This is a genomic window from Zemynaea arenosa (assembly GCF_004614185.1).
Taxonomy (GTDB): Bacteria; Pseudomonadota; Gammaproteobacteria; order Burkholderiales; family Burkholderiaceae_D; genus Telluria; species Telluria arenosa.
In genome coordinates this window covers 12,223-37,465 of sequence record NZ_SPVF01000248.1, presented here as the reverse complement: position 1 = coordinate 37,465, position 25,243 = coordinate 12,223, and the positions used below count along the sequence as shown (strand labels likewise).

Here is a 25,243-nt window from a genome sequence, read left to right as displayed (position 1 = left end):
CCCCGGTGGGGGAAGTTATCCACCGGGCTCAGGCATTCGGGAGGGTGTAGGTGAACTCGTAGGTATGGCGGCCGTCGGCCTGGATGATCAGGAGCTGGCCGGTCAGGCCGGCCAGGGCGCCGCTGCCGGAGCCGGGGACGACCTGGATGGACTGGGTGCCAACGCCGGCATCCATCGTGGAGCTGTGCTGCAGCGTGAAGCTGCCCGCGCGGCCACCCAGCGTGCCGTGCACAGTCTCCATCGCGACATAGCCGCCGGCGCCGAGCGCCATGTTGCGATAGCCGAGCATCTCACCGGTGCTATGGCCTTCGATGTCGCCGTGGTACTGCTTGTCGAGCGACATGCGGCCGATGCCGCTGTCCGCTGCCGTGGCGCTGATCGCCTCCGGCGCCATCTTGATTTCGAAGTGGCCTTTCGCTTCCATCATCCGCTCCTTGTCCTGGTAGTGGCCGCAGCCAACGTCATTTCGCCTTGCCTTCCCAAACTTCCATCATGTCCGGCGAGCCCTGGAAGCGGATGCCGTTGTCGGCGAGGATGGTGTCGGTGGCGGCCACCACGTCCTTGCGCTTGAGGACAATTGTCTCGTCCGGCCGCGAATGGAAGCGCAGCTGCAACAGGTCGTCCTTGGAGTCGCGCAGCAACGCCACCAGGTGCTTGAGGCTCTTCACCGGCACCCCATTGACCGACTTGAGCACCGCGCCCTGACGGTTGCTGTAGCCCGTGATGCTCTTGTGGGTGAAGAACGGCGCCGCGATGACGACCAGCTCCTCCTGCTCCGCCGTCGGCTTGTCCCCCATGTGCAGCAGCATCGGGTTGCCGGTGGCGGCGTTGTTGATCAGCGCGACCGCGTTCCCGGCGATCCCGCCCAGGAACTCGGTGGTCCCGCGCGTGAACACGACCGGACCATACACGAAGTAGGACGGATACGAGCCATTCAGGCTGTCCAGCAGGCGCGGACGCTTGGCGTACACCGGCGCATTCACCGTCATCGCCTTCCCATTGCGGATGATCGTCAGCGGCACCTTGCCATCCCTGGCCAGCTGCTGCACCTTGTAGGTAAAACGCACCCGCAGGTTCGGATTCACGCGGACCATGCCTTCGCTGTCCACCGGCGCGTCACCGATGCGGGTGATGACGTCCCATTCCTTGATCGGATACGAAGGATCGTCCGAGTACGGATGGTTCACCACCGCGCCCTCGACACCCTTGTCCAGCTTGAGGTAATCGCGCAGCGCCGGGTTCTCCATGGTCTGCACGTCCTCCAGGAAGTACACCTTCCCGTCGTAGTGCCCATCGCGGATATCGTGCAGGAACAGCTCGATCTCCTCGTTGGGAATGATGTAGCCGATGTTCTGGGTGTTGGCCGCCCCCGAGAACGCGAGGCCGATCATCTTGTCGTTGGAGACCACCGGCCCGCCCGAGTTGCCGTGGTTGATGGCCGCGTCGATCTGCACGCGCAGGCCCGCCGTCGCATGCGAGTAGGGCACGAACTCGATGCGCGAGACGATGCCCTTGGTGATCGACAGCGACGTGCCGCCAGTCGGGTAGCCGTACGCGAACACCGCATCGCGCACCTCCGGCAAAGCGCTGGAGCGCGGCGCGGGCTTATGGGTCTTGAAGAAGCTTTCGTCTTCCAGCTTCAGGATCGCCAGGTCGATGCCCGGGGCGATCGCCTCCACGGTGGCGGACAGTTTTTCGCCGGACTGGTTGGGCTGCACCTGCACCTGGCTCGCATAGCCCACCACGTGCGCGTTGGTGAGGATGCGGTTGCCCTCGATGACGACACCGCTGCCGCTCACGTCCAGCGGCTGGGCCTTGCCCCATGGCCGGTACATGTCCGGACGGCGCAGCGTGGCGAAGATCTTGACGACGGAGTTTTCGAGCGCGGGCAGGGCGGGCGCGCCGGCCGTTTGCGGGTCCGTGGCCGCGGCCTGCGCGGGGAGGACAGACAGCGCGGAGAAGGCGAGAATAAATACGGCAGCGGTGCGTGGGATGTTCATGGCGTCCGAATAATTGGCAACGCCGGCAACTATACACCGCCGCCGTAGCGGGAAAATCATCGCAATGTCACGGTGGTGGCAATGCGATGGGCCGTTAAGCCAGCGTTAAAGAAGGAGGTTTGGCAAGCCAACCGGCCCGGCGGCCAGGCTCACTGCTTCACGAACTTCAGCGTCATGCGGTCGCTCTCGCCGATCGCCTGGTACTTCTCGCGGTCCTGCGCGCCCATCGCGAGAGACGGCGGCAGCGTCCATACGCCGCGCGGATGGTTCGCGGTGTCCTTCGGATTCGCATTGATCTCGGACTTGGCCACCAGCTTGAAGCCCGCCGCTTCCACCTGCTTGATCACCCAGGCCTCGTGCAGGTAGCCGCTTTCGGCCTTCGCATCTTGCGGCATGGCAGCGGGGCGGCGATGGTCCGTCAGCCCGAACACGCCGCCTGGTTTCAGCACCGAGTGAATGTGCTTCAGGGCCGCCTGCAGGTTGGCGTCACCCAGCTCCACCCAGTTATGCATGTTGCGGAAGGTGAGCACCATGTCCACGCTGTTGGGCGGTGCGATGTTGTAGGTGGCCGGCGGGTCGAACACCGTGGCCTGCACCTTGTCGTAGACCGCCGGGTTGGACGCGAGCTTCTTCTGGAAGATCATGCCGTACCGGTTGGTGAACGGCTGGCCCGAGCCAATCAGCTTGCCGTGCTCGCGCAGGTAGGGCGCCAGGATCTCGGTGTACCAGCCGCCTTCCGGCACCAGCTCCACCACCGTCATGGTCGGCTTGATGCCGAAGAAGGTCAGGGTCTCGTACGGGTGGCGGTACTGGTCGCGCGCCACGTTGGCGGCGGAGCGGTGGCTGCCTGCGATGGCGGCCTTCAGTGCCGCGTCTTCGGCCGCGTGGACGGTCCCGGTCAGGCCCACGGCCAGCAGGGCGGCCGCGATCAGGTGTTTCATGGAGTTCTCCGTTGTCGTTATTGAGGCCAGCGGATGATGAAACGAAGCCCGCTCCCGGTCAAGCATGCGTGCGCTCAACCGACCGGTTTTTGCGGCTGGCCCGTCGAAATCCGCTGTCGGTCCGGTGTCGATCCGCTGCCACATATGCATATCAAGACTTCGTTCCAAACCTGCCACTCTTTGCGTATGATGGTCGCCGGTTCGTTACCCCGTCCATATAAAAAAGCGCCCCACGCGCACGCCCCCAGGAGATCCTATGGAACGCCGTACTTTTCTCAACATCAGTGGTTTGGCCTTGGGGACGATGCTGGTTCCCGTCTTTGGCCACGCGGTCGAAGCGGAGGACCTGCTGAAGCCTGTCGACACCAAATTCCGCAAGACGCTCGCCGATACCGCGCTCACTGCGGCCACCCAGGCCGGCGCCAGCTACTGCGATGTGCGCATTGGCCGCTATCTGAACCAGTACATCACCACCCGTGACCTGAACGTGGAGAACGTGGTCAATACGGAGTCCGCCGGCATCGGCGTGCGCGTGGTGTGCAACGGCGCCTACGGTTTTGCCGCCACCAATGAGATGACCCCGGACGCCGTCGCAGCGGCCGCACGCCAGGCCGTGGCCATCGCCAAGGCCAACGCGCGCCTGCAATCGGAGCCGGTGCAGCTGGCGCCCGTGAAGGGTGTGGGCGAAGTCGCATGGCGCACGCCGTTCAAGAAGGACTGGCGCGCGGTGCCGATCAAGGAAAAGGCCGAGCTGCTCATCGCGGGCAACAAGGCGGGCATGGACGGTGGCGCGAACTTCATGCAGTCCATGCTCTTCCAGGTCAACCAGCAAAAGTACTTTGCGTCCACCGATGGTTCGTACATCGACCAGGACATCCACCGCCTGTGGGCGCCGCTCTCCGCCACCGCGGTCGACAAGGCCACCGGCAAATTCCGCTCGCGCTCCGGCCTCTCGTCCCCGGTGGGCATGGGCTACGAATATCTCGACGCGCGTCCGCAGGACAAGATCAAGGCCATCGGCGGCGTCACGACCCTGTACAAGGGCTCCTACGACTTGGTGGAAGACGCGCGCGCCGCGGGCAAGCAGGCCAAGGAAAAGCTGACCGCCAAGTCGGTCCAGCCGGGCAAGTACGACCTGGTGCTCTCGCCGGAACACCTGTGGCTCACTATCCACGAATCGGTCGGCCACCCGACGGAGCTGGACCGCGTGCTCGGCTACGAAGCCAACTACGCCGGCACCAGCTTCGCCACGCTCGATAAGTGGCAGTCGAAGAAGTTCAAGTACGGCTCCCCGCTGGTCAACATCGAGGCCGACAAGACCATCCCGGGTTCGCTCGGCGCGGTCGGCTACGACGACGAAGGCGTCAAGTGCAAGACCTGGGACATCATCAAGGACGGCGTACTGGTGAACTACCAGGCCACGCGCGACCAGGCCCACATCATCGGCGAAAAGGAATCGCACGGCTGCTCATACGCCGATTCCTGGAGCAGCATCCAGTTCCAGCGCATGCCCAACATCTCGCTCAAGGCGGGCAAGAAGAAGCTCACGCCGGAAGAACTGGTCAAGGACGTCAAGAACGGCATCTACATCGTCGGCGACGGCTCGTTCTCGATCGACCAGCAGCGCTACAACTTCCAGTTCGGCGGCCAGCTGTTCTACGAAATCAAGAACGGCAAGATCACCGGCATGCTGGAAGACGTGGCCTACCAGTCCAACACCCAGGACTTCTGGAATGCGTGCAGCGCCGTCTGCGATGACCGCGACTGGCGCATGGGCGGCTCCTTCTTCGACGGGAAGGGCCAGCCAGGCCAGATCTCGACCGTGTCGCACGGTTCCTCGACGGCGCGCTTCAATGGCGTCAACGTGATCAACACCGCCCGCAAGATCGGCTGACCAGGACATCGCAGGGGATACGCATAATGAAATTTCTGACGCAGGAAGAATCCAAGCGCATTTGCGACCGCGTGCTGTCGCTGACCAAGGCCGACCAGTGCGAGGTGTCGATCAGCGGCGGCCGCACCGGCAACATCCGCTTCGCCCGCAACAACGTGTCGACCGCAGGCCTGGTCGACAACATGCAGCTGGCCGTGACGGTCGGCTATGGCAAGAAGCAGGGCACCGCCACCATCAACGAATTCGACGACAAGGCGCTGGAACGCGTCGTGCGCCGCGCGGAGGAGCTGGCCAGGCTGGCGCCGGAGAATCCCGAGTACATGCCGCCGGTGGACAAGCAGGACTTCAAGGCCACGCCGACCTTCGCGGACCGCACCGCCGCCATCGATCCGGCCTACCGCGCGCAGGCCGCAGCGTACGCGATTGAAGAAAGCCGCAAGAACAAGCTGGTGTGCGCGGGATTCTTCACCGACAGCACCTCCTTCAGCACCATCGCCAACTCGCACGGCGTGTTCGGCCACCAGACCGAGACGGGCCTGGACTTCACCTGCACCGTCCGCACCGAAGATGGCCGCGGCTCCGGCTGGGTCAAGCGCTCGGCGCTCGATGCGGCGACCTTCGACCCGCGCGAAGCGGCGCAGGTGGCCATCGAAAAGGCGCTTAACTCCGTGAACGCCAAGGCGCTCGAGCCGGGCCGCTACACCGTGATCCTGGAACCGGCGGCGACCTCGGACCTCATCGGCTTCATGCTGTCCGGCTTCGATGCGCGCCAAGCCGACGAAGGCCGCAGCTTCCTGTCAAAGAAGGGCGGCGGCAACCGTCTGGGCGACAAGCTGTTCGACCAGCAGGTCAACATCTGGGCCGACCCGTGGGATCCGCGCGTGGCCGTGCTGCCTTGGGATGGCAGCACCATGCTGGCGCGCGAGAAGCAGCACCTGATCAAGGACGGCCGCGTCAATGCACTGGACTACTCGCTGTTCTGGGCCAAGAAGCAGGGCGTGCGCCCGGTCGGCTCGGCGGGCAACATCATCATGGCCGGTACCGACAAGTCGACCGCGGACCTCATCGCCAACACCAAGAAGGGCGTGCTGGTTACGCGCACCTGGTACATCCGCATGGTGGATCCGCAGTCCGTGCTGCTCACGGGCCTCACGCGCGACGGCACCTTCTACATCGAGAACGGCAAGATCAAGCACCCGATCAAGAACTTCCGCTTCAACGAGAGCCCGGTGACCATGCTGAACAACATCGAGGAGATCGGCAAGCCGGTCGTCATCGGTGGCGACGAGGCGCCGTATTCGATGCTGATTCCGCCGATGAAGGTGCGCGACTTTAACTTCACGTCGCTGTCGGACGCGGTGTAATGGAGCGCCGCCGTTTCCTGCAGGTCGGGGGCGGGCTGGCCGGCTCCATGCTGGTCCCCATCTTCGGCAATGCCATCGCGGCCGAGGAGCTGCTCAACCCCATGGCGGCAGCGGCCAAGAAGGCGCTGGCCGATGTGGCGCTCAACGCTGCCACCAAGGCCGGGGCCTCGTACTGCGACGTGCGCATCGGGCGTTACCTGAATCAGTACGTGATCACGCGCGATCTCAACGTGGAAAATGTCGTCAACACCGAATCCACCGGTGTCGGCGTGCGCGTGATCGCGGGCGGCGCTTATGGTTTTGCGGCCACCAACGAGATGACGCCGGACGCCGTGGCCAATGCCGCGCGCCAGGCGGTGGCTATCGCGAAGGCCAATGCCTCGCTGCAGTCGGAGCCGGTGCAGCTGGCGCCGGTCAAGGGCGTCGGGCAGGTGTCGTGGGCCACGCCGATGCGCAAGGACTGGCGCCTTGTGCCGATCAAGGAGAAGGCCGAGCTGCTGATCGCTGCCAACAAGGCGGGGCTGGACGCCGGGGCGAGCTTCATGACGTCCACGCTGTTCCAGGTGAACCAGCAGAAGTACTTTGCTTCCACCGACGGTTCCTACATCGACCAGGATGTGCATCGCCTGTGGGCGCCGTTGTCCGCCACTGCGGTCGACAAGGCCAGCGGCAAGTTCCGCAAGCGCGATGGCCTCGGTGCGCCGGTCGGCATGGGCTACGAATACCTGGAACCGAAGCCGGGCCAGCACATCGTGGCGGCAGGCGGCGTCACGCACCTGTACAAGGACGCGTATGACCTCGTCGGCGAAGCGCGCCTCGCGGGCAAGCAGGCGCGCGAAAAGCTCACCGCCAAATCCGTCGAGCCAGGAAAGTACGACCTCGTACTATCGCCGGACCACCTGTTCCTAACCATCCACGAATCGGTCGGCCACTCCACGGAGCTGGACCGCGTGCTCGGCTACGAAGCCAACTACGCGGGCACCAGCTTCGCGACCCTCGATAAATGGCAGTCGAAGACATTCAAGTTCGGGAATGAGCGCGTGAACTTCTTCGGCGACAAAACGACTCCGGGCTCGCTCGGTGCCGTCGCGTACGACGACGAAGGCGTCAAGTGCAAGCGCTGGGACATCATCAAGGACGGCGTGCTGGTGAATTACCAGGCCACGCGCGACCAGGCCCACATCATCGGCGAGAAGGAATCGCACGGCTGCTCGTATGCGGATTCGTGGAACAGCATCCAGTTCCAGCGCATGCCCAACGTGTCGCTCGCCGCCGGCAAGGCGAAGCTGACGCCGGACGAGATGATCAAGGACGTCAAGAAGGGCATCTACATCCTCGGCCGCGGCTCGTATTCGATCGACCAGCAGCGCTACAACTTCCAGTTCGGCGGGCAGCTGTACTACGAGATCAAAAACGGCAAGATCACCGGCATGCTGGAAGACGTGGCCTACCAGTCCAACACCCAGGAATTCTGGAATGCCTGCGCCGCCATCTGCGATGAACGCGACTGGCGCATGGGCGGTTCCTTCTTCGACGGGAAGGGCCAGCCCAGCCAGGTGAGCGCGGTGTCGCACGGCTCGCCCACCACGCGCTTCAATGGCGTCAATGTCATCAACACCGCCCGCAAGATCGGCTAGGAGACCACCACAATGAAGATGCTGACCCAGGATGAGGCCAAGCGGATCTGCGACCGGACGCTGGGCTTTTCCACTGCGGACGAATGCCGCATTGCGCTGTCCGGCGACAGTACCGGCAATATCCGCTATGCGCGCAACAGCGTGTCGACCTCCGGCCTGGTCGAGGACACGACCATGCAGGTGAGTGTCGCTTTCGGCAAGCGCCAGGGCACCGCCACCATCAATGAATTCGACGACGCCTCGCTGCGCAAGGCCGTGCAGCGCGCGGAGGAACTGGCGAAGCTCGCGCCGGAAAACCCGGAATTCGTGCCCGCCATCGGCAAGCAGGAATACAAGTCCAGCGCCACGTTCGTCCAGCGCACCGCGGCCATCGACCCGGAATATCGCGCCGAAGTGGCGGCAGCCAGCATCGAGGCCTGCCGCAAGCTGGGGCTGACCAGCGCAGGCTTCTTTACCAATTCGCGCGGCTTCACCTGCATCGCCAACTCGAAGGGCGTGTTCGGCTACCAGCCGGAGACGGACTTGAGCTTCACCGTGACAGTACGTACCGCCGATGGCCGCGGCTCGGGCTGGGCCGCGCGGTCGGCGGTCGATGCCGCGCGCTTCGATGCCAAGGAGGCGTCGCAGATCGCTATCGAAAAGGCCTTGAAATCGGTGGAGGCCAAGGCGCTGGAGCCGGGCCGCTATACCGTGATCCTGGAGCCAGCGGCGACCTCCGAACTGGTGGGGCGCCTCTTCAGCGCCTACGACGCACGCCAGGCCGACGAGGGCCGCAGCTTTTTGGCGAAGAAGGGCGGCGGCAACCGCCTTGGCGACAAGCTGTTTGACGAACAGGTGAACGTGTGGGCCGACCCGTGGGACAAGGATGTGCCGGTGCGCCCGTGGGATGGCCAGATGCAGGCGCGCCAGCGCATGGACCTGGTCAAGGACGGCAAGGTGGCCTCGCTGTTCTACAGCCGCTACTGGGCGCAGAAGCAGGGCGTGCAGGCGGTCGCGCGGCCGGGGAACTTCATCATGGCGGGCGGCACGCGCTCGCTCGATGAGCTGATCGCGAGCACCAAGAAGGGCATCCTCGTCACGCGCACCTGGTACATCCGCAGCGTCGATCCGCAATCGCTGCTGCTGACGGGCCTCACACGCGACGGCACCTTCTACATCGAGAACGGCAAGATCAAGCACCCGGTGAAGAACTTCCGCTTCAACGAGAGCCCAGTCTCCATGCTGAACAACATCGAGGAACTGGGCAAGCCGGTCGTCATCGGTGGCGACGAGGTGCCGTTCCAGATGGTGATCCCGCCGATGAAGGTCCGCGACTTCAACTTCACGTCCCTGTCCGACGCGGTGTAGATGGCAGGGCCCTACGACTTCTACTTCACCCGCCTGACCTACGAGTCGGGCGACTGGGATGTGGACCTGCGCATGCCCAGCAATGTGCTGAACTCACTGGTGGAGTACACGACGCTGCGGGTCGATACGGCCGAACGCATCGTCGCGCTGTCGGATCCGAAGATGCTGGAGGCGCCGTTCTGCTATTTCGCGGGGCACAAGCTGGTGCAGTTCACCCCTGCGGAGCGGCGCAACTTCGAGCGCTACGTGAAGGGCGGGGGCTTCGTGTTCGTGGACGACTGCAATCACGATATCGATGGTCTCTTCGCCAAGTCGTTCGAGGCGGAGATGGCACGCATCTTCGGGCCGAAGGCGTTGAAGAAGATCCCCAACAATCATCCGGTGTATTCGTCCTTCTTCCACTTCGACGGCCCGCCCAACACTGGCGTGGAGCTGAACGGGTGGGGCGATGACCTGGTCCACGACTACCTCAAGGCTATCGAGATCAATGGGCGGGTGCGGGTGCTGTACTCGAACAAGGACTACGGCTGCGAGTGGGATTACGACTTCCGCAACAAGCGCTTTCTCGTCATCGACAACACGCGCTTTGCGGTGAACATTATTCAGTATGCCCTCGGGGCGTAGGAGCAGCAGGAGCATGATGGACGCGGTGGACTGGAGCGAGCACGAAATAGCGGCGCTGACGGGCAAGGTGGATGCGCTCAAGGCCAGCCTGGGCAGGGTGGTGATCGGCCAGGAGACGGCGGTCGAGTCGCTGCTGATTTGCCTGCTGGCGGGCGGCCACGCGCTGGTGGAGGGTGTGCCGGGGCTGGGCAAGACGCTGCTGGTCAAATCGCTGGCGCAGGCCGCGAGCCTGCACTTCCGCCGCGTGCAGTTCACACCGGACCTCATGCCCTCGGATATCGTCGGCACCGAGATTCTGGAAGAAGACCATGAGACGCGCCAGCGCGTCTTCCGCTTCCAGCAGGGACCCGTGTTCACGCAGGTGCTGCTGGCGGACGAGATCAATCGCGCGCCGCCCAAGACTCAGTCGGCGTTGCTGGAGGCGATGCAGGAGCGCGCCGTGACCTTTGCCGGTCAGACCCACCCGCTGCCCAGGCCCTTCTTTGTCCTGGCGACGCAGAACCCGATCGAGCAGGCGGGAACCTACCCGCTGCCGGAGGCGCAGCTGGACCGCTTCCTGCTGCGGATCGACGTCGGCTACCCGACCGAGGACGAAGAGGTGGCGATGGTGTCGGCCACCACGCGCTCCTCGCTGGCGGAAGCGGAACCGGCGCTGGAGGTGGCGGACCTGCTGCGGCTGCAGCTGCTGGTGCGCGACATCGAAATCGGCCAGCACCTGGTGCGCTACGCCACGCGGCTGGTGCGCGCGACCCGTCCCGCCGAGACGCACGTGCAGGCGGTGCGCAAGCACGTGGGCTGGGGTGCCGGGCCGCGCGCGGGGCAGGCGCTGGTGCTCGCGTCCAAGGCACGCGCGTTGATGCACGGACGGCTGGTGGCCACGCGTGAGGATATCGGCGCCATGCTGCTGCCGGTTCTGGCGCACCGCGTGCTGCGCAATTTCGAGGCGGAAGCGGACGGCGTGGCCATCGCGGACATCCTCTCGACGCTGCAGGTCGAGACGCGCGTCACCGATTAGACCTATTCACCCCGCATGATTTCCAACGCCACGCTGACCGGGCACACGGCCGGGCTGGACCTCGTCATTCGCCATGTACTGGCGGGGCTGGGGCATGGCATCCATGCGGGGCGCGAGCGCGGGGCAGGCGTGGAGTTCTCGGAGTACCGCGCCTACGCGCCGGGCGACGAATGGCGGCGCGTGGACTGGAAGCTGCTGGCGCGCGCGGACCGTTACTACGTGCGGGAAGCGGAGCGGGACAGCCATGTGGCCGTGTGGCTGGTGCTGGACGCGACGGCGTCGATGGCGGAGCCTAGCCGGTCGATGGCGGGCGTCGACAAATTGTGGTTCGCAAGGATCATGCTGGCGTGCGTGGCGGCGGTCGCGCAGCGGCAAGGCGATGCGTTCGGGCTTGCGGTCCTCAGCGGCGGCAAGGTCACCCTGATTCCGGCGGCGCGCGGCCCGCGGCAGCTCCAGCGTGTGCTGGCGCAGCTGACACGCTGCGAGGCGTCCGGGGATCTGCCGTCGGCCGAGGCGCTGCGCAAGGCGCTGCGGTTTGCTGCCAGCCCGAGCCTCGTGTTTGCGGTCAGCGATTTCCTGGACTGGCCGTCGCCGCTGGCCGAAGCACTGACACGTCTGCGGGCGATGCGGCACGATGTGCGCGTGCTGGCGCTGCAGACCCGAGCGGAGGCCGACGCTTCGTTCGATCCGCGCGAGAGTTATGTCGACCCGGAGGCGGCGCGCATGGTGCGCTTCGATTCAGCGGAGTACGCGCAGCGGCGGTCGTCGCACTTCGATGGCGTGGCGGCGGCATGGAAGAAGGCGGATGTGCCTTACTTGATGGGCACCATCGAGGAGCCGGTGGGGCAGGTGCTGCGGGCCTGGCTGCGGCTGGCGGAGCGCCATCGATGATCGAATTGGCGAGCTTGTGGTGGTGGCTGCTGCCGCTTGTGCTGGTGCCGATCTGGCTGCACCGGCAGAAGCGGGCGCGCACGGATGCGGTACCGCTGGCGACCGCGCAGTTTTTGCCCGGCGCGCAGCCGCAGGTGCGGCGCGTGTGGCGCTGGCAGGACTGGCTGCTGCTGCTCGTGCGCTGCCTGCTGCTGGTGGTACTGATTGCGTGGCTGGCCGATATCACGCTCCCGTGGCGCAAGGATGCAGTACTGGTGGTGCCTGGAACGGACGGGAAGTGGCTGCAGGGACAGTTGCACGCCGGGCCGTTCGCGGATGCGCAGCGGATTGCCGTGCCGGACGGGCAGGCGCTGGAATGGTTTGCCCAGCATGAGCGCGAGTGGACTCGCGGCGCGCGCGTGCTGATCGCGGGCGATGTGGCGATGCCAGAGCAGCGGCCACGCTTCCGGCACGAGGTGCTGCTGATGACGCGCGCAGCGCCAGCCGCACGCATTGTGCGCAGAGTCCTCATCGAGTCAGACGCCCCCGCCGCCTGGCAGCGCTTCTTCACCGCCGCTACCGACGGCTCCGTGCAGTACACGCCCGATGGCGCCGCAGCGGCCGCGCCTGACCTGATCGTCTGGGACCGCGCCGCGCCACCGCCCACCAGCATGAAGGCGTCTCTGTGGTGGTTCACCCCCAGCGCCCACAAGACCGTCAGCACCGTCGTGTGGCGCGCGGCCCATGCTGCCGGCTCAGAGTCGGCGCCCGCGCGCCCGCCAGGCGAATCAGCCCGGGTCCAAGGCGCGGGGCAAGGGCAGGGCGCACTGGCTGCGGTAGCGGACCTGCCGGGCGGGCGGGCATGGCTGCTCGCGCAGGATGCGGCCACCGATCCGGCTAAAGCCGCAGGGCTGGTGGAGGCTGCGGAGCGGTTGCACTTTGGCGTGCAGCCATACACGGCGCCGCCGGTGCGCCTGGACGCGGACCCGCGCGCGCCAGTGGATACAACAAGGCAGGGCGACCTGCGCCCGCTGCTGCTGATGATATTGGCCGCGCTGTTTGCGGCGGAACGGATCCTCGCTCATGTCAGCCGCCGTTCCTGACATTGTCTCCCGCCTGCGCCGCGCCGTGCTGCTGCGGCGCGCGCCCGCATGGCTGCTCGCCGTGCTGCCGTGGCTCATCCTGGGCGTGCCGCTGGCCGCACTGCTGGCACTCGCCTTCGTCCTGGCCGACGCTTATCGCCTTGTGCGCCGCGTAGACAACTGCTGGCCAGCGTGGCTGGACGACTGCGTCCCCGAGCTCGAAGACAGCAGCCGCCTCCTAGCCGACGCCGCAACGCCGCTCGCCCGCCTCCAGCAGGCTCGCCTCATCGAACGCGCCAGCACGCTGCTGGACCGCGCCGCGCTCACCCGCATCGCCGCGCGCTACAACGGGCGCGCACTCCCGCTGGGCGCCATCAGCATGGTCCTGGCCGCGCTGTGGTGGTTCGGCCACCATCTTCCGCAAGGGCGCTCTCAGGTGGCAGTACCGCAAGCCCTCGCGCCGCATGCGGGTGCGCTGCGCGTCTCGCTGCACGTCACTCCGCCTGCCTACACCGGGGTCAAGCCATTCGACAGCGCTCCTCGTGACATCCAGGTGCCGGCTGGCAGCCGGGTGAGCTGGTGCGTCGAAGGCGGCGCAAGCAAGGACACGCGAGCCCGTGCAATCGAGCTGTCCAACGGCCAGTCGCTGAAGGCCTCGCCGTGCGTGGAATGGACCGCCACCGAGTCCATTTTTTGGCGCTGGTACGGCACTCGCTACACCCTCCGCGTGACCCCGGACGAGCCGCCGCGCATTACGCTCACCACACCCAAGGACATGCTGACCATCCTCTCCGAGTCGACGACTTCCGTCGCACTCAACGCGGACGTCACCGACGACTACAAGGTCGCCAAGGCCACGCTGCACCTCACCCTGGCGCGCGGCAGCGGCGAAAACATCCGCTTCAGCGACCGCGAAGTACCGATCGATGCGGACGCCGACCTGCGCACCCGCAAGCTGCAGCGCCGCTGGACGCTCAAGGAGCTGGGCATGGAGCCCGGCGATGAGTTGTACTTCTTCATCCGCGCATCTGACAACGCCGAGCCGGCGCACCAGGTGCAATCGCCCACTTACACCTTGCGCTTGCCGGGCCCGGTCGCCGAATCGGAAGACACCAGCGCCGTACCGGTGCTGGTGAAACCGGAGAGTCTGCGCAGCCAGCGGCAGATCATCATCGACACCGAGCAGCTGATCGCGGACATGAAGCAGAACCCGCGCATGGCGCCGGATACAGTTCGTGCCAGGAGCGAGGCCATCGCCAGCGACCAGGCGCTCCTGCGACGGCGCTACGGCCAGTTCCTGGGCGAGGAATCGTCGCTGTTTGGTGGCGCCGAGCACGATGAGCCGGAGCACAAGGGCAAGGACGGGCAGGTTGACGTCCTCGCCGAATACGGCCACGCGCACGATCAGGCGGAGAACGCGACCTTGTTCGACGACGCAACGAAGAAGGTCCTGCGGCGAGCGCTGTCGGCGATGTGGGACGCGGAGAAAGCCTTGCGGGCGATCGCGCCGCGCACGGCTCTGCCGCCGGAGTACACGGCGCTGGACGCCATCAAGCAGTTGCAGCAGGCGGACCGGATCTACCTGCACAAGACGGCGTATGCGCCACCGCCCATCAAGGAAGAGATCCGCATGAGCGGCGATGTGGTGGGCGTCAAGCCCTACAAACGGGAACAGGACGCGGCGCCGGAAGCCGCCGCACCATCCGTGCGTGCGCTGCTGACGGCATTGGGCAATGACCAGCCGCTGCCTGCGCTGTGGACGCGCGAGGCTCTGGACTTTTTGCGCGAGCGCGTGGCCGACGACGAGCAGCGCCTCGCCGCGCAGCGCGCCGTGCAGGACGTCGCCGACGGCTGCGTGCAGTGCCGTCCAGTGCTGCGGGCGTGGCTGCGCGGCGCGTTGGGTGAGGCTCCCCTGAACTTGCAGGCGCCGATGCAGCACGACAGCGGGTTCGCACGCAAACTGCGGGGAGAGCAGAAATGATCGCGGCTGTGTGCATCGTGGTGGCAGCCGTGGCGAGTGCGCTGCTGTATGCGCGCAAGCGGCGCTGGCCTGATGCCGCGCTGGTCCTGATCGCGGGCTGCGCGCTGGCGATGCTCGGCTTCGGCAGTACCGTGCCGTCGGGCGAGGGCGCCAGCATGGTTGGCGGAGTGGCGTGGACCAGAGGCGCCGATCACTTCGGCGGAGGCGCCGGCAAGGGGAGGGGCGAGGCGGGGGCCACTGACGGCGGTCAACGCGGCGAGGGAGCGAGCAAGGGAGGGCGCGGGGCGAGGACCCGCGGCGCCGATCACCGCGACGAGGGCGCGCTGCCGGCGCTGCAGGATGCAGTGCGGGTCGAGTTTGCGAGCGAGACGCCTGTCGGGCGGCCGTTCCGGTTGCGCGTCGTTCGCGCCGATGCGGGGCCCGCGGCGCTGCAGCTGTTGGCGGAGAATGGGCGGGTGCTGGCGGAAGCCAAGGGAGCGACCCGCGAGCTCGCGGTGGAGTGGGTGCCCCCGCTGGCCGAGCCTTTGCTGCTCACGGCGCGGCTGCTGGATGCGCAGGGCAAGGTGATCGAATCCGGCCCGGTGCCGGTCACCGTGCATGACGCCGCGGTCCTGCATGTGGCGGGCCGCTTCAGCTCACCGTCTTTCGATATCCGCGCGCTCAGCGATCTGCTGACGCAATCGGGCGCGGTGCTCGATTGGCAGACGACGCTCGGCAAGACCGTCACGCGCACCGAAACGCCGCGTGAGCCGATCGCTGCCCCTGAACTTCTGGTGGCCGATGCGGCATGGCTGGAGAAAGCCCCCGCCATCGAGCGCGCCCGCATCCTCGACGCCACCGCCGCCGGACGCCCGCTCCTGATCCTTGGTGCCACTGCGCGCGATACCGCCTTCTGGAAGCGTGAGGTCGGCCTGTCCCTCGTGCCGGGCAGCGGCACGGTCGGCGAACGGCTGGTGCTGACGGCACCGGCCCTCATTCCGCGCGGCGACGGCAACTGGGCCGCCCACGTCACCCGCGATGGTGCTGGCACCATGAACAGCACCGGCACCGGCACCGGCACCGGCACCGGCACCAGCGCCAACGCCAACGCCAACGCCAACGCCAACGCCAACGCCAACGCCAACGCCAGCACGGGCGTCGCCACCCGACAGTGGAAAGCAGGCCGCATCGCCTGGCTTGGCGCCGCCGACTGGCACCGCTACGCCGTCACAGAACCGCGCGCACTGCGCGACTGGTGGCAGTCCGTCATCGACGCCAGCGGCGTGCACCGCGAACAGCCCATCACCTGGCTGCCTCCGCGCACCCTCCCGCTGCCCAACCTGCGCATGGAAATCTGCGCCACCGGCGTCACCGGCAGCGCCGTCATCCCCCAGCTCCAGCAAACGCGTACCTGGCAAAAGCGTGGCGAATATCCCGATGCCTCCTGCATCGCCATCTGGCCACGCCAACCCGGCTGGCTGACCGTGGAAACGGCAGACCAAAAGGCATCCGCCCGCTACTATGTCTACGACACCAAGGACTGGCCGCGCTGGCAAGCCGCCCAGCGCCACGACGCCCAAGCCTACGCCGCCCTCCGCACCCCAGGCGGCGCTGCAAAAGAAAAGAGCCAGCCGTTCCCGGTCTGGCCCTTCGCCCTGATCTTCCTGGCCGCGGCGCTCACCCTGTGGTGGCGCGAGCGCCGCTAAGCCAAACGCACTACACCTTCATAGGCTCATATCCAGCCGCGCGTAGTACGAGCGGCCGTTGATGCCAAACGGGCAGGTCTCCCAGCAATAGGTAAAGCCCAGCTGCGGGAACGGCGCCGCCTTCACCGGATCCCACTTGGTCGGGAAGGTGTTGAAGAGGTTATTGGCGCCGGCGGTCAGGCTGAGACGCGGCGTGAACGCATAGCGGATTGCCGCGTCCACCAGCCACTTGGCTTCCCAAGTCTGGATGAACGGCGCGGTAAAGCCCTGGCCCTGCACTTCGCCGTAGTAGTTGGCGCGCACGTTGCCGTTCCAGGCGCCGGCGGTGTAGTCCACCGCGAGCACGTGATGCTGGCGCGGCTGGCCGCGTTCGATCAGCGTCACTTGCGCGTCGTCGAACAGCTGCGCCCCGGTCAGCACCGGCGACAGCGAATGGCGGTCCTTGACGGTGGTGCGGTTGAAGCCCAGTTGACCCGAGAGCACCAGCGTGGACCCCTGCATGCGCGTGGTGTGCTCCGCCACGATGTCCAGGCCATTGGTGCGGGTGTCGATCGCATTGGTGAAGAACTGCGCCTGGCCGACCTTCAGCGGATCGAGGATGGACTTGATCGGGCAGGCCGCCGCGGTGGCGCAGGCGCCGCTTTCGGGTGCGATGTTGGACGAGAACACGATGCGGTCATCGATGTCGATGCGCCACAGGTCGGCCGTCAGCGAGAAGTTCGGCATCGGGCGCAGGATCATGCCGATGCTGGCGCTCTTCGACTTCTCTTCCTTCAGGTTCGGGATGCCGAAAGCCTTGGTGACCGCGCTGCCTTCGCGCGCGGTCAAGGTCTCGGTCAGTACGCCGGCCGCATTCAGGTTGGTCGAGACGGAGCTGTAGAACTTCTGCTGCACGCTCGGAGCGCGGAAGCCAGTCGACAGCGTGCCGCGCACGCCGAACTCACGGCTCGGGTCAAAGCGCAGCGAGAGCTTTCCGGTGGTGGTGCTGCCGAAGTCCGAATAGCGCTCGTGGCGGATGGCCGCACCGGCCAGCAGCTGCGGCGTCAGGTTGTGTTCCAGGTCGATGTAGAAGGCCGTGTTGTGGCGGCTGTCGTCCACCGCGGTGCCGGGCGTGTAGCCGGGGAAGCCCTGCGTGCCGGAAGCTGCGGCCCCACCCGTCTGGTCCTTGATCACCACGGCCGGATTGTTGGTGCGGCCGTACTGGTAGGAGACCGGGTCGCCCGCGTCAATGGCGTAGCCGTCGCGGCGCCATTCGAAGCCGGTCGCGAAGCTCACGCGGGTGCCGCCCAGGTTGAGCGGGCCGCGCAGGTCGGCGTTGAAGGTCGTCTGGCGGAATTTCAGCTTGCCGGTATCGGCTTCCAGCGGCGAGTCGGCGTAGATGCCGCCGCCCGGTTTCGGTTCGTACCAGTAGCTGACGTTGATGGTGTTCCGCTCGTGGAAATCGAGCTCGCTGCGGCCGTGGTTCAGGCTCAAGTCCAGCTTCCACTCGTCACCCAGGTCGGTGCGCCAGCCGGCAGCCAGCGACTGGTCCTTGACGGTGGTGATGATATTCGGGAGGAAGCCGTTGGGGTACACGGCCGGCACGTTGCGGCCATCGCCCGAGGGGCGGAAGAAGCCCGCGGAGTCGCCGCTGCGGTGCGAGACGCCGCCGAACACATAGAACTCGCTGTCCTTGGAAGTGGGGAGCGAGGCGTTCCACCAGAAGTACTTGTCGCGTGCTTCGCTGTCGCCGATGCGCTGGGTCACGCGCGGGGGATCGACGCGCAGGGTGTCCACCCCGGCGCGGTTGGTTTCGCCGCGGTGGCGGCCTTCGAGCGTGAAGTTGACGTAGCCGCCGTCACCGATGGCCCAGCCCTTGTTGGCGCTGGCCGAATACAGTTCGCCGCCGCCTTCCGAGGTGCCACCTGCAGTGGCCGAGAGCTGGTAGTCCGCGGTCTGCTGCTTCAGCACGATGTTGATGACGCCTGCGATGGCGTCCGAGCCGTATTGGGCGGCGGCGCCGTCGCGCAGCACTTCGATGCGCTGCACGGCGCCCATCGGGATCGCGTTGATGTCGGTACCGGCCGAACCGCGGCCAATGGTCTGCTGCACATTGACCAGCGCCTGCTGATGGCGGCGCTTGCCGTTGACCAGCACCAGGATCTGGTCCGGGCCGAGCGAACGCAGGGTGGCCGGGCGGATGATGTCCGTGCCGTCCGAGATAAAGGTGCTCGAGAAGTTGAAGGATGGGTCCAGCGTTTGCAGCAGCTTCCCCAGTTCCAATGGGCCGGCCATCTGCATGTCCTTCTGGCCGATCAGGCCCACCGGGGCGGCAGAATCGAGCGCGGTGCGGGCGGTGGAGCGGGAGCCCAGCACCACGACCGCGGGCGGCGCCGGCTCTTCGGAAGCCTTGGCGATGGCGTTGTCGGTGGGAGCCTGCTGGGCGCTGGCGGAGTGGAATGCCAGCAGGAGGGAGGTAGCGAGTAGGGTTGGAGTGAAGCGTACGATAGGCCGTGCATTGGATCGTTTGGTCCGTGTCATTATCAGTCCTCGTGCGAGTTATTATCGGTGCCACTGGTATGGCCACGCCGGACGTCGCCACCCAGTGTGCGGCGAGTCTAACGAGCACGATTGGTCTGGACAACGGGACTGTTGGCGAGTGTTGTTATTACGTGCCAGTTCGATAAGCTTGCATTCTCGGCCACGCGAAAAGCAGGTATGCTGACACGTTCGGCCGCGCCGGTCAGGCGTGGTCCCGCATCCAGTTTTTCAGGCCGTTGACCCAGTTCTTGGCGGGGAGGTTGTACTCGCGGCGGATGTCGCCGGCGCGCTGGTACAGGGCCGCGAAGTCCACCTGCGGCGCGCGTTTGAAGGCGACGACCACGATGTTGGCGTCGTGGACTTCGGGCAGCCAGACCACGGCGTCGAAGGCCTGCTCCATCGCTTGCAGGTTCTTGTCGTAGTTATCGAAGTCGCCGAATACGTTGGCGGTCATGATGCCGCCTTCGCTCAGGCAGTCAGCGCAGGCCTGGTAGAACTCGGGCGTGTCCAGCACGGGGCCGCGCGCTTCCTCGTCGTACAGGTCCACCTGCAGCACGTCCACGGTGCCGTGATTCGCTTTGTCGTTGACGAAGTCCAGCGCGTCCATCTCGCGCACGTCTAGGCGCTCGTCGTTGGGCGGGAGGCCGAACAGGGCGCGGTCGATGGCGATCACGTTGGGGTTCAGCTCCGCGACCGCGACGCGCGCCTCCGGGAAGCGCTGGTAGCAAAACTTGGTGAGCGCCGCGCTGCCGAGGCCCAGCTGCACGATGCGGCGCGGGCGCTCGATGAAGAGCATCCACATCATCATCATCTGCACGTATTCAAGTTCAATCGCGTCGGGCCGCGACAGCCGCATCGCGCCCTGCACCCAGCTGGTGCCCAGGTGGAGGAAGCGGACGCCTTCGAATTCGGTGATGGTAGCGGGCGGGTGGCCCGGTGCGGAAAAGCGGGGATCTGGCTGCGACATGATCGCGCCAGTATAGCGCCCGGCGCTACGCGGGTGAGGCCGGGAGGATGAGGGTGACCGTCAGGCCGCCGCCGTCGCGGTTGTTGAGGGTGATGCGGCCGCCGTGCGCTTCGGCGATTTCGCGGGCGAGGGCGAGGCCGAGGCCTGTGCCGGTGCGCTTGGTGGAGTAGAAGGGAACCAGGGCATTCGTGAGCACCGCGTCGTTCATGCCCTGGCCGCGGTCCGAGACTTCGATGCGCACCATGCCTTGCTGCTGGCGGATCGAGAGCTCCACTTCATCCGCGGCCGAACCCGATTCGTGCGCATTCTTGAGGAGGTTGATGAGCGCCTGCTCCAGTTGAGCGGCGTCGAAATGTCCCGGCTCCGGCGGCAGCTCGGCGGCAAGGCGGAACGGGACTTCATCGGCCAGCCGCGCCACGAAGTCCGGCCACGCGTGCGGCTCCACGCGCGGGGTGGGCAGCTTGGCAAAGCGCGCATAGCCGAGGATGAAACTCTCCAGGTGGCGCGTGCGCTCGGTGATGGTGGCGAGGATCTGCGGCAGGCGCTCCGGTTGCCCGCGCCGCACCAGCTCGGCGCCCGAATGCGCCAGCGAGGTCAAAGGCGCCAGCGAGTTATTCAGCTCGTGCGAGATCACGCGGATCACCTTCTTCCACGTCTGCACCTCCTGCCGCCGCAGCTCCAGCGTCAAAAGCCGCAGCAGCAGCAGCTCGTGCTTGCGGCCATTGAGCGAGAAGCTGCGCCGCGCGAGATGGTAGACCTCTTCGCCATCCGCATCCTGCCCCGGCACCGTGAACAGGCCATCGCCGCCCCGGCCCACCGCTTCGCGCAGCGCGGGAGAGGCATGTTCGAGCACTGTGGACAGCTGGTTGCCTTCGAGCTTGCGCCCGTGGTTGAGCAGCTGGCGCGCCGCGATGTTCGCATACACGATCGGCCCGCCCTCGGTCACCAGCAGCATGGCGACCGGCGTGTTCTGCACCATGGTGTCGAGCAGCAGCTCGCGCTGCACCAGCTCCAGGCGCTGGTTGCGCAACACGCCCCCGAGTTCATTGTGGGCCGCCACCAGGTCCGCCAGCTCGTCGTTCTGGGGCCAGTGCAGGCTGAAGGAAAAGTCCCCGTCCTTGTAGCTGGTGACGGTGCCCTGCAGGGCGCGGAACAGCGACAGGATGGGCTGGATCTGCGAGCGGATGGTGATGATGGAGATCGGCACCACGCATGCGAGGCAAACGATGAACACCAGCACCGGCCGGTCTGGCAGCAGCCGGTCCAGCGCCATCGCGATCAGCACGCCGAGCGCCAGCAAAGTGCCGACCAGCGCGGCGCAGCGGGTGACGAGGGAGAGACGGAAGCCGCGGCCGGGCTGCCGCTGCATCATGGACGGGCGATCCCGAGCCGCTCCATGCGGCGGTACAGGGCCTGGCGCGACAGCCCCAGTTCCGACGCCGCCTGCGCCACCACGCCCCCGCAGCGGGCCAGGGCGGCGGCGATGGTGTCGCGGTCCGGCTCATTCTCGGCCGCGGCGATCGGCACCAGCGGCAGGCCCAGGTCGTCGGCGCGGATGCTCGTCCCGGTGGCCAGCAGCGTGGCACGCTGCATCACGTTCTTCAACTCCCGCACGTTGCCCGGCCAGGCGTGGGCCAGCAGCGCCGCTTCGGCCGCTTCGTCCAATGTCTTGTCGCGGTGGAGGAAGCTGCGTGCCAGCGGCAGGATGTCGGCCGGGCGCGCGGCCAGCGGTGGCAGGCGCAGTTCAATCACGTTGAGGCGGTAGAACAGGTCTTCGCGGAAGGTGCCCGCGCGGATCATGGCCGGCAGGTCGGCGTTGGTGGCGCTAATGACGCGCACCCGCACCTGGCGTTCGCGGTTGGAGCCCAGGCGTTCGAAACGCCCGGTCTCCAGCACCCGCAGGAGCTTCATCTGCCCCGCCAGCGGCAGGTTGCCGATTTCGTCGAGGAAGAGGGTGCCGCCGTCCGCAGCTTCGAATTTGCCTTCGCGGGCTCGGGAGGCGCCGGTGTAGGCTCCGGCCTCGGCGCCGAACAGCTCAGCCTCAATCAGTTCACCGGGCAGGGCGCCGCAGTTCAGGACCACAAAGGGCCCTGTGGCCACGGCGGAATTGGCCTTGATGATCTCCGCGATGCGTTCCTTGCCGCTGCCGTTCGGCCCCGTGATCAGCACCGGCACCTCGGCGCGCGCAACCTGGCACGCCAGGTTCAGCACCCGCTCGGTGGCCGGGTCTTCCCACACCATGCCGCACAGGTCGTACTTGGTTTCGAGCTCGCGCTTTTCGCGGCGCTCGCGCTGCAGGCGGCGGCCCAGCGCGCGGTTGGCCTGCCCCAGTTCGATCAGGTTGGTGACGGTGGCCAGCAGGCGCTGGTCGTCCCACGGCTTGGCGAGGTAGTCGGCGGCACCGGCCTTGACCAGGTCGACCGCCGCGTCGAGATGCGTCCACGCCGTGAGCAGGATCACAGGCAGGTCCGGGTGGCGCTGGCGAATCTCGCGGAACAGCGCCACGCCTTCCGCACCGGAGGTGGTGTCAGCGGTGAAGTTCATGTCCTGGATGACCAGGTCCACCGGGTGCCGCTCCAGCAGCGCCAGGCCTTCCTCCGGCGACGCCGCGCACAGGGCGGCGATATCGTGGAGGGAGAACAGCACCTCCAGCGCCACGCCCACGGCGGCGTTGTCGTCGATGATCAATACGGTCGGCATGAGCGCTAGCATATCATCCGGGCCGAGGCCTCAGGCCGTGCGCGTGGCCATGGCCGGCGAGATGCTGGCCGCGCGCCACGCCGGGCCATAGGCGGCGAAGAAGCCGAGCAGCCAGAAGATGCCCGCGCCGCCCACCAGATACATCAGCGGCAGGCGCGCCAGCTCCAGCTTGGACACCAGGAAGGCGTTCAGGCCGATCGCACCCAGCACCCCGGCCACGATCCCCAGGCTGGTGATCATGAAGTTCTCGGTCAGGAAGTAGCGCAGGATGTCGATTTTGCGCGCTCCCAGCGCGCGGCGCACGCCGATTTGCTTGCGCCGCTGCGTGACCCACAGGCTGGCCATGCCGACAATGCCGGAGGCCGTAATCAGCAGCAGGAGCACGGAGACGGTGACGAGCATCCACGCCATCGCCATGTCGGCGCGATAGCGCTCGTTGCGGATCTGCGGCACCGACTTGACGCGGGTGATGACCGGGTTGGGCGCCGCCTTGCGCAGCGCGGCTTCGGCTTCCTTGATCACGCGGTCGGTCTGCCCCGGCTCCACGCGCACGGCATAATTGGCGCCATTGTCGAACGGGACGCGCTCGGGCTGGATGGTCGAGTACTCGCCAGCGTCCTTCACTTCGGCGCCCGGGCGCTGCAGGCGCTCCACCACGCCGATCACCTCGACCTCGGTCGCGTTGTCGCCCGTGCCGAAGTAAAAGTGCTTGCCCACCGCTTTCTGGCCGGGGAACAGCTTCTCGGCCAGTGGCTGGGTGATGAGCGCGATCTTCGAGCCTTCGGTGTCCTTGTCGGGGTCCAGCTCCAGGTACTCCTCGGAGCGGAAGTCACGGCCGGCCACCAGGTTGAGACCGAGCGTCTTGATCATGTTGCCGCCGGTGGAGAACGAGGCCGCGCTGGTGGTGACCTTGGCCTGCTTGCGGTCGACTGCAAGACCGCTGTAGCTGCCGTTGCGGGTCATCGGCATCTGGTTGACCTGCGCGACCTGGGTCACGCCGCTCACGGCGCGCAGCGTCGCTTCTTCCCGGTGCTGCGTGGCCAGGCGCTGCTCGAAGCCGCCGCTGGTCAGGTTCTGAACCTGGATGTAGAAGACATCGGTTTCGTTGGCGATGCCGCTGGGGCGCGCGGCCACCGCCTGGCGCACATTCACGATGTGCAGGGCATTGGCGAGGATCGCCATGCTGATGGCCACCTGCAGAGCGATCAGGATGGCGCCAGTCTTGTTGCGGAACAGCGCCGAGAGGATGGGACGGATTTCCATGATGTGATCCTTGTGCGTCTCAGTCTTACTGCGACTTCAGTTGCAGGGCCGGCGTGACCTGGCAGGCGCGCCAGGTCGGCAGCAGGCCGGCGAGAATGGCGGCGGCGACTGACATGATGAAAGTAGTGGCCAGCATCGCCCAGTCCATGTGCGCCACCACCGACATGGCGTTGGACTGCATCGCAATCAGCGCCAGCGCGCCGAAGGCCAGCAGCAGCCCGAGAACGCCGCCGGCCAGGCCGACCACCGCGGTCTCGATCAGGAACTGGTTGAAAATCTCGCGGCGCGAGGCGCCCAGCGCGCGGCGCACGCCCACTTCGGAGGCGCGCACCGAGAACTTGGCCAGCAGCAGGCCGATGGTGTTGACCAGGCAGAGGATCAGGAACCCGAACGCCAGCCAGGCCTGCAGCTTGCTGTCGTTGCCGACGACCTTGCGGTATTCCAGCCATTCCATCACGTTCCACACATAGTTGGGGGCCTTGCGCTGCAGGCGGCCCAGCTTGCGCTGCTCATTGGCATAGTTGTCCAGCCAGGCGTGCACGTCCACGCGCTCGGACGCGCTACGCGTTTCGATCCATGGCTGGATCCAGGTGCACTCGGAATTGAGCAAGCCCTGGAAGCCCGGGTCGCGGTTGCCGTCGCAGCTCATGCTGCCCGAGTGCGAAGTCTCGTGGCGGATGGCGGAGTTGAAGGGGATGAACAGGTCGTCCGGTTTGCCGAAGCTGCCGGGGCCTCCGATGATGTGGTGGTAGTGCGGCAGCGGATTCCAGTAGTCGATCACGCCGATCACCTTGTACGGGAAGCCCATCAGGCGCAGGGTCTGGCCCACTGGATTGGTGTTCCCGAAGACCTTCTCGGCCAATTCGCGGCCCAGCACCACCACGTCGGCGCCGGCCTTGTCCTCGGCTTCGCCCCAGCCCTGGCCATACAGGAACGGCACTTCGAACATGGCAAAGAAGTCGGCAGTCGGCGCGATGCCGCTCACGTTGAAGGCGCCCAGCTCCGCGCGCGGCGGCTCCACGGATGGGCCGAAGCCGTACATGATCACGCGGCGCACGCCCACCCTGGCGTTGAGGATGGCGATGGCGTCCTTGTAGCTGGACTGGTCGTCATTGAGCTTGTCCCCCGGGGTGTAGCCCTTGGGCTGATTGTTGTCCACCAGCGGCACGAACAGGCGGTCGCTCTTGGACGGAATGGGGTCGCCCGACATCACGTGCAGGATGGTGAGGGTCGCCACCGAGGCGGCCACGCCGACGGCCAGCGTCAGCACCATCAACGCCGTGAGGGCGGGGTTGCGGCGCAGGCTGCGCACGCCGAGCTTGAAGTAATAGCCGAACATGTTCGCGGGCTCCT

The 25,243-nt window shown here is 66.5% G+C and carries 19 protein-coding genes; 10 read left to right on the top strand and 9 right to left on the bottom strand.

Going from position 1 to position 25,243, the window contains the following annotated elements; genetic code table 11:
- Positions 1–28 precede the first annotated feature (28 nt).
- The 3 genes from E4L96_RS19540 to E4L96_RS19530 form a co-directional block, all read right to left on the bottom strand.
- Positions 29–427, bottom strand: coding sequence for a DUF3224 domain-containing protein (locus E4L96_RS19540; protein ID WP_135208891.1), 399 nt, complete (start codon positions 425–427; stop codon positions 29–31).
- 34 nt (positions 428–461) lie between these two features.
- Positions 462–2,000, bottom strand: a complete 1,539-nt coding sequence (locus E4L96_RS19535) for a S1C family serine protease (RefSeq protein ID WP_135208890.1) — start codon at positions 1,998–2,000, stop codon at positions 462–464.
- 149 nt (positions 2,001–2,149) lie between these two features.
- Positions 2,150–2,941 (bottom strand): class I SAM-dependent methyltransferase, encoded by a 792-nt coding sequence (locus E4L96_RS19530; RefSeq protein WP_135208889.1) that lies wholly within the window; start codon positions 2,939–2,941, stop codon positions 2,150–2,152.
- Positions 2,942–3,197: 256 nt separating this feature from the next.
- Between E4L96_RS19530 and E4L96_RS19525 the strand changes: the two genes are divergently transcribed.
- Genes E4L96_RS19525 through E4L96_RS24610 form a run of 10 tightly spaced genes read left to right on the top strand, consistent with a single transcriptional unit; the run spans position 3,198 to position 16,440 of the window.
- Complete coding sequence (locus tag E4L96_RS19525; protein WP_135208888.1) at positions 3,198–4,835, top strand: TldD/PmbA family protein; 1,638 nt, start codon at positions 3,198–3,200, stop codon at positions 4,833–4,835.
- Positions 4,836–4,861: 26 nt separating this feature from the next.
- On the top strand, positions 4,862–6,199 hold the full coding sequence (locus E4L96_RS19520; RefSeq protein ID WP_135208887.1) for a TldD/PmbA family protein: 1,338 nt from the start codon (positions 4,862–4,864) through the stop codon (positions 6,197–6,199).
- Positions 6,199–7,836 (top strand): TldD/PmbA family protein, encoded by a 1,638-nt coding sequence (locus tag E4L96_RS19515; protein WP_135208886.1) that lies wholly within the window; start codon positions 6,199–6,201, stop codon positions 7,834–7,836. Before E4L96_RS19520 ends, E4L96_RS19515 begins: the two co-directional genes overlap by 1 nt.
- A 12-nt stretch (positions 7,837–7,848) precedes the next feature.
- Positions 7,849–9,183: a TldD/PmbA family protein gene (locus tag E4L96_RS19510; RefSeq protein ID WP_135208885.1), complete on the top strand. Its 1,335-nt coding sequence runs from the start codon at positions 7,849–7,851 to the stop codon at positions 9,181–9,183.
- Positions 9,184–9,807, top strand: a complete 624-nt coding sequence (locus tag E4L96_RS19505) for a DUF4159 domain-containing protein (RefSeq protein WP_135208884.1) — start codon at positions 9,184–9,186, stop codon at positions 9,805–9,807.
- 13 nt (positions 9,808–9,820) lie between these two features.
- Entirely contained in the window at positions 9,821–10,822 is a 1,002-nt protein-coding gene (locus E4L96_RS19500) for an AAA family ATPase (RefSeq protein WP_135208883.1), read from the top strand.
- Positions 10,823–10,837: 15 nt separating this feature from the next.
- Positions 10,838–11,713: a DUF58 domain-containing protein gene (locus E4L96_RS19495; RefSeq protein WP_135208882.1), complete on the top strand. Its 876-nt coding sequence runs from the start codon at positions 10,838–10,840 to the stop codon at positions 11,711–11,713.
- The gene (locus E4L96_RS19490; protein WP_167758748.1) at positions 11,710–12,795 is read left to right on the top strand and encodes a BatA domain-containing protein; all 1,086 of its coding nucleotides are present in this window, start codon (positions 11,710–11,712) and stop codon (positions 12,793–12,795) included. The genes E4L96_RS19495 and E4L96_RS19490 overlap by 4 nt, the downstream gene beginning before the upstream one ends.
- On the top strand, positions 12,776–14,755 hold the full coding sequence (locus E4L96_RS19485; RefSeq protein WP_135208880.1) for a DUF4175 family protein: 1,980 nt from the start codon (positions 12,776–12,778) through the stop codon (positions 14,753–14,755). Before E4L96_RS19490 ends, E4L96_RS19485 begins: the two co-directional genes overlap by 20 nt.
- Positions 14,752–16,440 (top strand): hypothetical protein, encoded by a 1,689-nt coding sequence (locus E4L96_RS24610; protein ID WP_135208879.1) that lies wholly within the window; start codon positions 14,752–14,754, stop codon positions 16,438–16,440. Before E4L96_RS19485 ends, E4L96_RS24610 begins: the two co-directional genes overlap by 4 nt.
- Positions 16,441–16,458: 18 nt before the next feature.
- On the opposite strand, the gene E4L96_RS19475 is transcribed toward E4L96_RS24610, so the two are convergent.
- The 6 genes from E4L96_RS19475 to E4L96_RS19450 all read right to left on the bottom strand — a co-directional run bounded on the left by E4L96_RS19475 (position 16,459) and on the right by E4L96_RS19450 (position 25,229).
- Positions 16,459–18,960 carry a TonB-dependent receptor plug domain-containing protein gene (locus tag E4L96_RS19475; RefSeq protein WP_135208878.1) on the bottom strand — a complete coding sequence of 834 codons (2,502 nt, stop codon included), beginning with the start codon at positions 18,958–18,960 and terminating at the stop codon, positions 16,459–16,461.
- A gap of 202 nt (positions 18,961–19,162) precedes the next feature.
- A complete protein-coding gene (locus E4L96_RS19470; RefSeq protein ID WP_135208877.1) occupies positions 19,163–19,927 on the bottom strand; it encodes a fused MFS/spermidine synthase in 765 nt (254 codons plus the stop codon).
- 25 nt (positions 19,928–19,952) lie between these two features.
- The gene (locus E4L96_RS19465; protein WP_135208876.1) at positions 19,953–21,299 is read right to left on the bottom strand and encodes a sensor histidine kinase; all 1,347 of its coding nucleotides are present in this window, start codon (positions 21,297–21,299) and stop codon (positions 19,953–19,955) included.
- Positions 21,296–22,627, bottom strand: coding sequence for a sigma-54-dependent transcriptional regulator (locus E4L96_RS19460; RefSeq protein WP_135208875.1), 1,332 nt, complete (start codon positions 22,625–22,627; stop codon positions 21,296–21,298). The genes E4L96_RS19465 and E4L96_RS19460 overlap by 4 nt, the downstream gene beginning before the upstream one ends.
- Before the next feature lie 30 nt (positions 22,628–22,657).
- Positions 22,658–23,890, bottom strand: coding sequence for an ABC transporter permease (locus E4L96_RS19455; protein WP_135208874.1), 1,233 nt, complete (start codon positions 23,888–23,890; stop codon positions 22,658–22,660).
- A 25-nt stretch (positions 23,891–23,915) separates the two neighbouring features.
- Complete coding sequence (locus E4L96_RS19450) at positions 23,916–25,229, bottom strand: ABC transporter permease (protein ID WP_135208873.1); 1,314 nt, start codon at positions 25,227–25,229, stop codon at positions 23,916–23,918.
- Positions 25,230–25,243: the final 14 nt, after the last annotated feature.